Origin of the sequence: Paenibacillus sp. tmac-D7 (assembly GCF_006519665.1) — a bacterium.
Classification (GTDB): domain Bacteria; phylum Bacillota; class Bacilli; order Paenibacillales; family NBRC-103111; genus Paenibacillus_G; species Paenibacillus_G validus.
In genome coordinates this window covers 64,428-76,877 of record NZ_VIDW01000002.1, presented here as the reverse complement: position 1 = coordinate 76,877, position 12,450 = coordinate 64,428, and the positions used below count along the sequence as shown (strand labels likewise).

Genomic DNA, 12,450 nt, shown 5'->3' with positions numbered 1-12,450 from the left:
CCATAATAATACGACACTTACACAACCTCTTACTGCTCGCGTCCGCTTCGCTGCTCGTAACGGAAACGCTCAAGCTGCGGCAGCGCAACCTCTTCGGCAATCGCAATCGCCCGCTCGACATCGTAAGGAACGCGAACCCACTGGATGCCAAAAGGCGCTTCCCGATCGCCGCCGAATACGCCTTCCAGAATCGTATAGCTGGCCAGCGGCAAGCCGTCATAGGGAGCCCCTACGCTGCCGGTGTTGAACAACAGCAGCCCTTGCTTCGCTCCAGACAATAAGGTGTGCATAAAGGGAAGGTGAAGGTCTCCGTACCCCAGCACGTCAGGCGTCTCATCGGTGCCGGCGAACCCGCCCGTCGCTTCGGTGTTTTCGAACATGCGCAACTTCTCCCGTTTGCTCGCTTTGCGGTAGACGCGATGATAGACGCTGCTCGCGGATGCATGGACCAAGCGAACCCTGCGCCCGCTTATTCGCAGGTCGCAGGCGAAGGGGAGCTTGCTCAAGTAGCGCAGCTGCTCGGCAGAAAGCCGGCTTTGCTGCCAGCGTCCGGCTTCTTTGTCCTGGGGTCCGCCAATGCCGTGGTCCCAATTGCCTTGCACCGTCGTTTCGCATACTTCGCGTATGCGGTCTACCGATTCCGCCGGCTGCGGGCCTTTGCCCACCAAGTCGCCAAGGCATACGATTCGTTCGATCCCGCGTCCGCGAATATCGGCGAGGACGGTATCCAATGCGGTTAGATTGCTATGAATATCGGAAATGATAGCGATTTTGTCCATCTTGTGTCCTTTCCATCGTCAGCACATAATTTCGAACTTCATTATAGCAAAATATTGGGACAATTGCCCATGACCGTGAGAGGGAGTTTTGGTATAATAGGGTGCACGAGAACGTATGGGCTTATTTGGCAGCCAGTTCGTTTTAAAGGGGTAGGTTATCATTCAATCGCGGACGCAGAAGCATAAGAGGGAGAAAGAGAAGAAAGTATGGAAGTCGCTCCGGCTGAAAATCGTTGTGCTGGCCGTCTTCGTCTTTGGCGCATTCGTTTATTTGATCCAGTGGCTGGAGGCCCGGCCGGACATGCAGACACCGACTGCGGAAACAAGTCCTAAGACCGAAGCGGCGCCTCTGCCGACGGCGGTGAATCGCATCGAGGAACCGCCGGCAGCCGCACCCGTCGCTGCTCCTGGCGGAGAACAGGGAAGCACGGCACAGCCGGCTTCGGAAGACAAGGCACGCGTCAAATTAGCCTTCGTCGGGGACGTTATGTTCGCAAGCAAGGTGGAGGATTTGCTCGTCAAGAACGGGTACGATTACCCGTATAAGTATGTAAAATCTTATCTGGACAAAGCGGACTTGACCATCGTCAACCTGGAGACGCCGATCACGACGAGAGGCACGGCTCAAACGAAAGAATACGTCTACCGCTCATCTCCGCTTGCTCTGCCGGAGCTCAAGCGGGCCGGCGTCGATTTGGTCAATTTGGCGAACAATCACTCGATGGATTATGGGCAAGACGGTCTGCTTGATACGCTCGGGCATTTGGACGATCAGCAATTACGCCGCGTCGGAGCAGGACGCAATGCGCAAGAGGCGTATAAGCACGAGATTATCGAGCATAAAGGAATCAAAGTCGCATTTCTCGGCTTCAGCCGCGTATTGCCGGATACCAGCTGGATGGCGACTGCGCAAAAGCCGGGACTTGCCGCCACTTATTCGAGCAAGCTGGCGCTGGATGCGATCACGAAAGCGCGAAGCGAGGCCGATCTGGTCGTCGTCATCGCCCATTGGGGCGAGGAACGCAACCCGCGTCCGGTCAAGGTGCAGACGGACTTGGCTCATGAGTATATCGATCACGGCGCCGATCTGATCGTGGCCAGCCACCCGCATGTGCTGCAAGGATTTGAGCAGTACAAAGGCAAATGGATCGCTTATAGCCTGGGTAACTTCATCTTCACGACCAATGAAAATCCGGATACGTGGGAAAGCTTGATTCTGGAAGCATCCTGTGCGAAGGATCGCAGCTGCGATTTAAATTTGGTGCCTATCTTGACCAAGTGGGCACAGCCGATCCGGATGATCGACGATCAAGCGCAGAAGCTGTTCGAGAAGCTGACGAAAAATTCGGTTAACGCGCGAATCGATACGAAAGGCGTCATCACGGTAGGGCCGGTGAACAAGTTCGTGACGGAAACGCCGAAGCCTCCCATCAACAAGAGCGTGACGAACGGTTTGACGAAATCGAATGACGGCAGCAAGCCTGCTGCGACTTCGCCCAAGCCGCCGGCCAAAGACAGTTCAAAGACGGGCGAGAGCCCGAAGCAGGTCGATACGGCGAAGCCGGAGAAACCGCCGAAATCGGCGGATACCTCCAAAACGGAGGAGCCGGCGAAACCATCGTCCAGCACGACAAACCCGGCGAATACGGCCAAACAGCCGAGCAAAACCGAAAAAACAGAATAATAATGGAAACCAGACTCTGACAACGAAAGGGCGAACAATTAACGATGAAACAATCGATTCGCAACATTTATTGCGTAGGACGCAATTACGGACTGCATGCTGCCGAGCTTGGGAACAGCGTTCCCGACGAGCCGATGATCTTCACAAAACCGACGCATGCCATAACTCAGATGGACGGCAGCGCCATCGAGCTGCCTGCAGGCAGGGGCGAGGTGCATTATGAAGCGGAGCTCGTGCTCCATATCGGGCGCGATTATTCCCCGGGTAATACCGTAGACGAACTGGTCGACCGGATGGCGCTCGGGATTGATTTTACACTGCGCGATGTACAGAATGTCGTCAAGCAGAAGGGATACCCATGGCTGCCGGCCAAAGGGTTTTTACGATCTGCGGTGGTGACGCCGTTCGTTGCGTTCCCTGGTTTCGAGGAGGCAAAGCGGGTAGAGTTCAGCCTTATTCGCAACGGGAAAGAAGCGCAGCGCGGCAACCTGAACGATATGATTTTCAACTTGCAGGTGATCATTGATTATATCGCGCAGCATTACGGTCTCGGCCAAGGCGATTTGATTTATACGGGAACGCCGGCCGGCGTTGCAGCCGTTCAGGATGGCGATCTCTTCGAGCTTCTTTGGGGCGAGAAGACGCTCGGTTCGTTCCACGCGCGCATTCCGGCTTTGTAATTCAACGACAATAAGACCGCCCCGTTCATTCGAATAGGGGCGGTCTTCATTTTGGCGGGTCACTTGGCGGCTGGCTCGTTTCGGGCTAATTTTCCGTTAGCCGCTGCTTCCTCAGACGCAAGGTCGGAATGCTCGTCGCGTACCTTCAAAATTTGGGGCAGCTGCTCCATGAACACGTCCACGACCTTCGGGTCGAAATGCTGTCCTCGTTCTTCTTTAAACAAATTCAGAATGCGGTCCAGTTCCCAAGCCTTCTTATATACCCGTTCGCTGCCCAGCGCGTCGAAGACGTCGGCGATGGCGGTTATACGGCCGAAGATGTGGATCTCTTCGCCCTGCAAGCCGCATGGATAACCGCGTCCATTCCATTTTTCGTGATGCTGGTAAGCGACGACGGCGGCTGTTTGTAACAGATGGCGATTCGAATTTTTCAGCAGGTTGTAGCCGATCGTCGTATGCGACTTCATGATCTCGAATTCTTCATCGGTCAGCTTGCCGGGTTTTTTCAACACGGCGTCCGGAATCGCCACCTTGCCGATGTCATGCATCGGGGAGGCGATCTTGAGCAGCTCCGCTTCCTGTTGGCTGATGCCTAAGCCGATGGCGAGCAAGTACGAGTACTCGGCGACCCGCTTGACATGGTTGCCGGTTTCCTTCGAACGGCTTTCGCCGATTTCCCCCATCGTGAAGATGATCTCTTTTTGCGTTTCTTCGATTTCGGCCGTCAGCAGTGCGGATTCCAGCGATTTGCCGGCATACGATGCAGCTAGCGTTAAGTATTCCAAGTCGCGCTGTGAGAACTGCTCGCTTCTCGTCAGCTTATTGACCGCCTGATAGGCGCCCATAATCTCGCCTTCGTTATTACGGAACGGAATGACCATGAGAGCCTTCGTGCGATAGCCCGTTCTCTGATCGGTGGCGATAGCGCCGTGCTGCAGCACGTCTTTAAATTCCGCATTCGTGTAGGCGTCGTCGATGAAGATCGGGTTCCCGGATTGCACCGCATACCCGACGAGACCGGCCGTGCTCGGGATGCGCAGAGGCGGTACTCCGTGGGCGACGGTGGAATACAGCTCGTTGCTATGGCGGTCCAGCATCCAAACCGTACAACGGTCGGATACGACCATTTGCCGGCCCATATCGGCCATCAGCATGAGCAGATTGTCGAGCCGCCGCTCATTCGCTATTTTGGCCGCATAGTCGAAGATGACGCGCAGCATCTCTTGCGAATCCAAATCCCGCTTGACTCGCACCTTTTCGATTCCGAAATCCTCATGCACGGCGTCTCACTCCCCGGACGATTTTTCCATATAACCAAATCATATTATAATGGCAATAGTTCTGTAAACATAAAGGCCGCCGAATGCAAACGTTAATCGAAGCTATCAGGCACAGGGTTTGCAGGTATAAAGAAGGAGAGATAGAATCATGCTGCACATGCTGCAGTCCGTGACCATCGGACTTATCGGAAGTTTAGCCGTCGCAGGGGCGGCCTATTGGCGAAAATCCCTGTCGGGGTCCGGTTTTGCGGCTGCCGTCTTGCTTGGCACCCTCATGTATGCCGCAGGAAGCCTGGCGTGGTTCGGCACGCTGATCGTGTTCTTTATTACATCGTCCGTCTTATCCAGGTGGAAGAGCCGGAAGAAGGCCGCAGCCGAGAGCGGTTATGCCAAATCCGGTCGTCGCGATGCCGGACAAGTGCTCGCCAACGGCGGAGTGGGGCTGCTGTTATGCCTCGCTTACGCCCTTTGGCCGCACCCCGTCTGGTGGGCGGCTTACGTCGGCGTTATGGCGACTGTCACTGCCGATACGTGGGCAACAGAAATCGGCGGCCTCAGCCGCACGCAGCCGCGCTCCATCGTGAGCGGTCGACGGGTCGCTCCCGGCACGTCCGGCGGCATTACGCCGCTAGGCCTAGGCGCTTCCGCGGCCGGCGGACTCCTCATCGGCGGGACCGCCTGGACGCTCGCCGCGCTTCAACCCGGCGCCGGAGCCGTCATCGGTACGGCCGAACCTGCGTTCGGGCTTCTGCCGCTGCTCCTCATCGGCGTGCTCGGCGGGTTGGCCGGCTCGCTGCTGGATTCGTGGCTCGGGGCCGTCGTACAAGTCATGTACCGCTGCACCGTATGCGGCAAAGAAATCGAAAAAAACCGCCACTGCAAGGCAGCGGCGGTTCGATATCGCGGTTTGGCTTGGATGACGAATGATGCGGTGAACGGGCTCAGCTCGTTGATCGGAGGTGCGGTCGCCGCAGCCGTAAGCCTTCTGCTGTAATCTACTCGTCGTAATATTTGCGCGCGTACGCTTTGTTCGTCACGTAGATGGCGGAAGCCGATATGGCAATCGCTATGATGATAGAGATGACGATAATAAAAGTTACCATGGGTTCAAGTCCTCCATGCCCTAATTTCAGCTCTTCAAGTATTGTACCCTAGCCTCATGGGGATGCCAAGCGAAACTTGCTCGAATCTACGGTTGTTTCGGCGTCCATGGCGGAAGTGTGACGGAACCGACTTCCTGCAAATCGGATAACCGGTTTGCTTTCACGGCATCCGGCGAAGCCGAGTACAAGATGTCGCCGATGTACAAGAGGCGTTCAACGTTTCGGCTGCCGTCATACCAGCCGCTTCCGGACTTTTTCAGATCGTCGTCGGTCAAATGCGTGATTTTGCCCCGAAGCTGGAAGCCCTGCTGCAGGTCGATTCCGTACACATAGGCGCCTTGAAAAGCAAATTCGCCATAAGCGGTCGGGTCGGCCGCCTTGTTATTGGGAACCTCCATGACGGTAACCGGGAAGGCCATCAGTTGTTTCTCCCTGGAGAACAGCAGCGCCTTGTGGTTGTGCAGCAGATCCGAATGGGTGCCGCGGTCGCCGATCGTTTCTTTAAAGAGCTCTTTCGGGTTATTCACATCAGACACATCGAACATCGCAATCTTCATGCCTTGGTAGTAGGCCATCGTTTCCTCACCGGGCCCTCCGGCGCCTTTATTGGCCACCTCGACCGTTTCTTTGCCGAAGCCGATCAAGTGGTTCTCGTCGTAAGGATGCAAATAATCGCTGTAACCGGGAATTTTCAGCTTACCCAATACGGCAGGCGCTGCCGGCTCCTTCAAGTCGATGACGAACAGCGGATCTACGTTGCGGAACGTGACCATGTAGGCGCGGTCTCCGGCATAACGAACCGAGTAAATGCGCTCGCCCGGCGCCAAATCTTCCAGCTTGCCGACCGTCTGCATCGAGGCGTCCAAGACGTACACGTTGTTCTTGGAGGTGAACTCGTCGTTGCGCCACATGGCGCCGGACGTCGTGGCGATCCGGAAGAAGCCGTTATGTTCATCCATCGAGAATTGGTTTAACGGATGTCCCGGCACTTTGCCGCGTCCTTCGTAATGAACCGTGCCTTGATTCAGACCGAATTTATAAATGACGGTTTGCGTCTCCGGCGGCGTCCAGCTTGGCGGCATTGACCGGTCGGCCTGCTCCGCCGCAGGTGCAGCTAAAGCAACCGGGCCCTCCGGCGCCGCCTCATATTCGTTCACTCCGATGTACAGGTTCGAAGCGGATGCATAGACGTGCTGCCCGGAGCCCAAGTAACTGGTCACCTGCATGTTTTTCCCGGGTTCCCCGAGGTTGAGGCCGCCAATAAGCAAGTAATTCGGTTTTACAGCTTTCGGAAAGTAGCGAACGTCTTCCAGCCCGATCGTTTGGAAGTTTGTGCCGGCGTTCGAATCCCGGTAAGCGGGCAGGGAGGCGTCCGTACCGGCGCCTGCTTCAGCCCCGTTCGGGCGCATCAGCTGGAACGAATTCATGTACTTGTTGGTAATCACATACAATGCGTCTCCGATTTTACGCGAAGATATGTAGTTGCCCTCCAGCTCGGTTTCACGCACCGGCCTCAAGCTGCTGCGGTCGGCGAGATCGTATACGATCGTCTTGGTCGTAGAACGGCCCGGGTTCGGGCGCACCGCGATCTTCTTCAATTCGCCCCCGGCCGGTGCAACGACCGGCATCCGTTCGACGCTCGCGGATGAGCCGGAATCGACCGCTGCGGAAGGGTTCGCCGATACAGCGGGCTTATCCCCGAGCAGCGGCATCGGTTCCGGCTGAACCGGTTCGCCAGACTGCGGATGGAATGTCGTACCGATCACGACCAAATGCCGGTCGTCCACATACAGCTCGCGCGGATAAAAGTTGCGGTCGTCCACATACACCGTACCGACGACGCTCATGTTGTCGGCGGGAACCGCCGACGTTACGATCACCCGGTCGCGGTTCACTTGGTAAATGTATTGGCCGTCCGTCTTGATGATGTCGGCTTCGTCGACGCCTTCGACCTGCACGTTCGTGCCCGAATACCCGGCACCGCCGGCGGCGTCCGCAGACTTGGCTTGTGCTGCTGCAGCCGGAGCGGCAGCTGCCGCGGAGGACATCGCCTTCTCGGCGACCGCACCCGTGGCGGCGAACCCGCTGCCCGAATCCGTGCCGAAGCCGGACTCCTTCAGCAGCTCCTGGAGCCTGGCGACGGATCCGACGGTCGGCAGGCTCTTATCCGCGTCCACGATACTCACCGCTCGATTCGCTCCGTCCCAGTAGACGTTAAAATCGAACGACTCGCTGAAGAAACGCAGCGGCACGAGCAGCTTGTCCTGCACCGTTACCGGGGCTTCGGCCAACGTGACGGCGGTATCGCCGCGGTAGGCGGTCGTGCTGCCGACGGTCAGCTGAATGGATCGCTCGCCTTTAACCGCTGTCGCCGTCTTGGCGGCCTGCTCCCACTCGACCGTTACCCCAAGTGCCGTCGATACGTCGCGCAGCGGCACCATTAATGTGCTGTTGACAAGCTGCGGTTCGACGGAGAAACGGACAGGTCCACCGTTCAGACTTAAAGAGATGCCTTGTTCCGTTTGCGCCTGCGCTGCTGCGGGAATTGCGCCCGCCAGCAGGGAGATGACCAACAGCCTCGCCATCCATGATTGGTTCTTGCTCACCTAAATATCCCTCCTTATACGGGTTTACGATCAGAAAGAAATCGATCCGATTACTCTTCTAACGAAGCGCGCCCGCCAATTGTTTCAATAAAAAAACGCCCGTTTTTCCATTAAGGAAGGAGCGTTTGAACTATGCGGTCAAAAACCCCTTTACCTGGTTTCGCCCTTCTTGTTTCGCTTGATATAAAGCCCGGTCCGCTCTGATGAGCAGCTCCTGCGGCGACAGCTCCCGGCTCGGCACAAGCGTCGCAAACCCCAGACTGGCGGTTACTATCGTCGATACGTCCGAGCATGTATGCGGAATGCCCAAGCGCTCGATTTCGTATCGAAGCTGTTCGGCTACGAAGGCGGCTCCGGACTCGTCGGTCATCGGCAGCACGATAATAAATTCTTCGCCGCCGAAACGGGCAATGAAATCGCCCGGACGTTTGGCCGCACGGAGCAGCGCTTCCGCTACCTGCTGAAGGCATAAGTCTCCTTCATGATGGCCGTAATTATCGTTATACCGTTTAAAATAATCGATGTCGAGTAAAATAACGGAAAGCGGGGTGGCGAACCGCAAGCCGTGTCTCCATTCCCGCGCGTAATTTTCATCGAAGCTGCGCCGGTTGGCGAGGCCGGTGAGCGCGTCGATCGACGATATTTTTTGCAGCAGCTCGTTCGTTTTCAAGAGCTGTTGTTCGTTTTTTTTGCGTGCGGAAATGTCGCGAGACACCCAGACGAACGGTTTCGAACCGGGCTCCGGCGTACTGACCCTGCGAATATTCGTTTCCAACCACAGGTATTCGCCTTGTTTCGTACGCATTCGGTAGGGAGGCAAGCTCATCTCGGTCGCCATGATCGAGTAATCGCCGGCATCCTGTATAAGCCGCAGGTCCTCCGGATGGAAGTAATCAAAGATGTTTGTGCCGATAAGCTCTTCCGCCTCGTAGCCGAGCAGCGTCTTGCTCGAAGGCGAGGCGTACAGAATATCCCCTTCGCCCGTATGCTTGGAAATGATATCGCTGCAATGCTCCGTCAGGATCCGGTGCAATTCCTCGCTTTCCCGCAAGGCGGCTTCGGCTTGACGGCGATCGGTGACATCGCGGAAAAGGACCGAGAACGAGTCGGCCAGCGGGGAGGCGTTGATTTCGATCCATCGGTTGCCTGGTTCGTCATACAGTTCAAGAAGGTTTGGCCGATGATCGGTCAGTATGCGGCTGCAATGTTCAGCAATCGCCTGTGCCGCTGCTTCCGGAAACACATCGGTGAAGCTTAACCCGATCAAGTGGGCACGCGACCGTCCGAAGAACATTTCTGCGGAACGGTTCACATAGGTAAAGCGGCTTTGGGAATCAACCGCAAAGAAACCGTCGGTGCTATGCTCCAGCATATCGATCATTTGGGCGAGCGAGCGTTCGGCTCCCGTTTGCAAGGGCTTATGCTCGGTGATAGCCTGCACCTGAATGAAATACAGCTGCCGCCCGGGGGATGTCCGGAGGACCGAGACGGCAACGTTGGCCCAAATGGTATTCCCGTTACGATCGACGAATCTCCGTTCCTTCGGATCGGCGGATGGGGCGGACGTCTCAAGCCCAATTGCGTCCAAGACCTTCGGCTTCGCCTCATACAAGCTCTCGATATCTGCAGGGTGCCTAATGCTATCGACGTGCTTGCCGAGCAGCTGTTCCCGTTCATAGCCCATGATGCTGCAGAAGGCAGGGTTGAGGGAAACGAACGTTCCTTCGGCCGACAGAAAGGCCATGCCTGTTAAGGATCGCTGAAACGCAAGCGTATTCAGATGTTGTTCTTGGCTTTCCACCCCGGGGTCGCTCATGCTGTAGGCACCCTTCCTGCACGAAGTAGTCGTTCATGCCATTCCTACATACATTTTAATGGAAAGAGCCAGTTTACTTCAATGAATAATCCTTCTTTATGTACGACTTAAGGAAGATTTGATGTAAATTTAATTTTTTTTAAACGTTCTCCGTACCGCGAGCGGCTGTACCATGGGAATCGGGAGAAGCCGGAACGGGCGCGGCTGCCGACTCCGCCTGTTCGCGCTCCAGCTCGCTGACCCGCTTCTCCAACTGACGAATGGTGCGCTTCAGCTTGAACTGCCGGAGCATGCCGAGCAGCGATGCGATGAGTCCGCCGAGCAAGGTGGAGCCGAGCACGACGAGTATTAACGGAATATCCGCCTGGGTGACGAGGAAATTGACACGCACCGGATCAACGTTGATCACGGCAAAGATAGCGGTAATCAGTGCAAAAATAAGCGTCAAAATGAGCATCCACTGGGCTTTCATCATGCGATCACACTCCTTCGGGAAATTAAAATTTGTCGGAATGGGCGAGAACGGGAGGGGCTGACGGAAAAAGGCTGAGCCGGGGGAACCGAACTCAGCCTGACTCGCCAGCACTTACTTCGCTAGCGATTCCATTTGTTCCAATAAATCTTTAAATACGCTCATTCCCTGTTTAATCGGTTCCGTCGAGGACATATCGACGCCGGCCCGCTTCAGGATATTGATCGAATAGTCGCTGCCTCCGCTCTTCAGGAAGCCAAGGTAACGCTCGACGGCCGGCTCGCCTTCATCCAAAATTTGCTTCGCGAAGCTCGTCGCCGCCGAGAAGCCGGTTGCATATTTATAAACGTAAAAGCTGTTATAGAAATGGGGGATGCGCGCCCATTCCATTTCAATGTCTTTATCCACGACCATGTCTTTGCCGTAATACAAGACGTTCAAATCGTAGTACACCTGGCTCAGCAGCTGCGGCGTCAATGACTCGCCTTGCTCGGCCTTCTCGTGAATGATTTTCTCAAATTCGGCGAACATCGTCTGGCGGAACACCGTCGTCCGGAATTGATCCATATAGTAGGTGAGCAGATACATCTTTTCCTTCGGATCCGTCGACTTCTTGAGCAAGTAATCCATCAGCAGCGCCTCGTTCAGCGTTGAAGCGACCTCGGCCAAGAAGATGGTATACTGTGCGTAGCGATACGGCTGGTTCGTATCGGACAAGTACGAGTGAAGCGCATGGCCCATCTCGTGCGTCAGTGTAAACATGCTGTTCAGGTTGTCCTTATGATTCAGCAGCACGTAAGGATGAGTGCCGAAGGCTCCCCAGCTGTAGGCGCCGTTCCGCTTGCCTTCGTTCTCGTAGATGTCGATCCAGCGGTTGTCGAAGCCCTCTTGAAGAATGTTCAAGTAGTCTTGACCGAGCGGCTTCAAGCTTTCTTTCACGGTCGCTTTCGCTTCCTCGTACGTGATGTCCAGCTTATATTCCTCGACGAGCGGAGCGAACAAATCGTACATGTGCAGCTCATCGAGCTTCATCAGCTTGCGGCGGAGCTCCATGTATCGGTGCATCAGCGGCAGCGCTTCGTGAATGGCGTCAATCAGGTTGGTATAGACGCTTTTGTCGATTTTATCGCCGAAGAGCGACATCTCGAGCGCAGAAGGATACTTCCGGGCTCTGGAGTAAAAAATGTTCTTCGTCACGTTGGCCGACAACGTCGCCGCTATCGTATTTTTTTGCTTCGCGTAGGTCGCATACATCGCCTCGAACGCCTCTTTGCGCACCGTACGGTTGGGGCTCTCCAGGAATTGGATGTAGCGGCCGTGCGTCAGCTCGACTTCTTCGCCTTGCTCATTTTTGACCTTAGGAAACTTCAGGTCCGCATTGTTCAGCATGCCGAAGATCGTGCCGGGTGCCTGCGCCAGGTTGCCGACTTGCGCCAGCAGCGACTCTGCGTCCTTGCCGAGTACATGCGGCTTCTGGCGAATCAATTCTTCCAGCGTGCGCTTATAGAAAGAAAGCTCCGGGCTTGCTACGAGCTTCTGAAGCTGTTCGTCGGATAAGCTCAAAATCTCCGGCGAGATGAACGACATCGCTTCGTTCACTTCAACACTCAGCTTTTTGGATTTATCCGATAAGGCCTGATACGCAGGGTCCGTCATGTCCTCGTGATGCTTCAGGTTCGCATAAACGTACAGCCGTTCCATATGTAAGGAAATCTTGTCTTCCAGCTCGAAGCACTTCTTAATAGAGGCCGGGTCACTCAATTTGCCCTGAAAACGCGCAATATCTTTCACTTGCTCTTTCACTTGACGATACTCTTGATCCCATGCCTCCTGGCCCTTGATTAAATCCTCTAAGTTCCAGCGGTGCTCGTCCGGGACCTCGTTACGTTTCAGTACTTGATTCATGGGTGCCCTCCTTGTCATATGATTAGGTGTGGCGGTTTGATCCGCCTGGACCGCTGACGCCGATGGCATCAGCAAACAAGCGCTTAGCGCGCCGCACAGCCCTAATGGAATCCATCGCATCGCTC

General features: G+C 55.6%; 9 protein-coding genes. 3 read left to right on the top strand and 6 right to left on the bottom strand.

The genetic code is table 11. The features are described 5' to 3' along the window. Positions 1-29 precede the first annotated feature (29 nt). Positions 30-779 carry a metallophosphoesterase family protein gene (locus FKP33_RS01850; RefSeq protein WP_054798363.1) on the bottom strand — a complete coding sequence of 250 codons (750 nt, stop codon included), beginning with the start codon at positions 777-779 and terminating at the stop codon, positions 30-32. 301 nt (positions 780-1,080) lie between these two features. On the opposite strand from FKP33_RS01850, the gene FKP33_RS01845 reads away from it, so the two are divergent. Together FKP33_RS01845 and FKP33_RS01840 are read left to right on the top strand one after the other, a co-directional pair. After that, entirely contained in the window at positions 1,081-2,463 is a 1,383-nt protein-coding gene (locus FKP33_RS01845) for a CapA family protein (protein ID WP_141333882.1), read from the top strand. A gap of 44 nt (positions 2,464-2,507) precedes the next feature. Next, entirely contained in the window at positions 2,508-3,143 is a 636-nt protein-coding gene (locus tag FKP33_RS01840; protein WP_127606163.1) for a fumarylacetoacetate hydrolase family protein, read from the top strand. Between the two features lie 59 nt (positions 3,144-3,202). Here the strand turns inward: FKP33_RS01840 and FKP33_RS01835 are convergent, their stop codons facing one another. After that, positions 3,203-4,423, bottom strand: a complete 1,221-nt coding sequence (locus FKP33_RS01835) for an HD domain-containing phosphohydrolase (protein ID WP_244932919.1) — start codon at positions 4,421-4,423, stop codon at positions 3,203-3,205. 157 nt (positions 4,424-4,580) lie between these two features. On the opposite strand from FKP33_RS01835, the gene FKP33_RS01830 reads away from it, so the two are divergent. Next, the gene (locus FKP33_RS01830) at positions 4,581-5,417 is read left to right on the top strand and encodes a DUF92 domain-containing protein (RefSeq protein WP_141333881.1); all 837 of its coding nucleotides are present in this window, start codon (positions 4,581-4,583) and stop codon (positions 5,415-5,417) included. 195 nt (positions 5,418-5,612) lie between these two features. On the opposite strand, the gene FKP33_RS01825 is transcribed toward FKP33_RS01830, so the two are convergent. From FKP33_RS01825 to pepF, 4 genes are all read right to left on the bottom strand, one after another. Continuing rightward, positions 5,613-8,132: a beta-propeller domain-containing protein gene (locus FKP33_RS01825; RefSeq protein ID WP_258313355.1), complete on the bottom strand. Its 2,520-nt coding sequence runs from the start codon at positions 8,130-8,132 to the stop codon at positions 5,613-5,615. Positions 8,133-8,262: 130 nt separating this feature from the next. After that, positions 8,263-9,948, bottom strand: a complete 1,686-nt coding sequence (locus FKP33_RS01820) for a sensor domain-containing diguanylate cyclase (RefSeq protein WP_127606161.1) — start codon at positions 9,946-9,948, stop codon at positions 8,263-8,265. 139 nt (positions 9,949-10,087) lie between these two features. After that, on the bottom strand, positions 10,088-10,423 hold the full coding sequence (locus FKP33_RS01815; RefSeq protein WP_230876124.1) for a LapA family protein: 336 nt from the start codon (positions 10,421-10,423) through the stop codon (positions 10,088-10,090). A 111-nt stretch (positions 10,424-10,534) separates the two neighbouring features. Further along, positions 10,535-12,325, bottom strand: coding sequence for an oligoendopeptidase F (gene pepF, locus FKP33_RS01810; RefSeq protein ID WP_127606159.1), 1,791 nt, complete (start codon positions 12,323-12,325; stop codon positions 10,535-10,537). Positions 12,326-12,450 lie beyond the last annotated feature (125 nt).

Coding starts and splice junctions, on each gene's coding strand:
- FKP33_RS01845 (WP_141333882.1), top strand. CDS start 1,081: ATGCAGACACCGACTGCGGAAACAAGTCCTAAGACCGAAGCGGCGCCT.
- FKP33_RS01840 (WP_127606163.1), top strand. CDS start 2,508: ATGAAACAATCGATTCGCAACATTTATTGCGTAGGACGCAATTACGGA.
- FKP33_RS01850 (WP_054798363.1), bottom strand. CDS start 779: ATGGACAAAATCGCTATCATTTCCGATATTCATAGCAATCTAACCGCA.
- pepF (WP_127606159.1), bottom strand. CDS start 12,325: ATGAATCAAGTACTGAAACGTAACGAGGTCCCGGACGAGCACCGCTGG.
- FKP33_RS01820 (WP_127606161.1), bottom strand. CDS start 9,948: ATGAGCGACCCCGGGGTGGAAAGCCAAGAACAACATCTGAATACGCTT.
- FKP33_RS01830 (WP_141333881.1), top strand. CDS start 4,581: ATGCTGCAGTCCGTGACCATCGGACTTATCGGAAGTTTAGCCGTCGCA.
- FKP33_RS01815 (WP_230876124.1), bottom strand. CDS start 10,423: ATGATGAAAGCCCAGTGGATGCTCATTTTGACGCTTATTTTTGCACTG.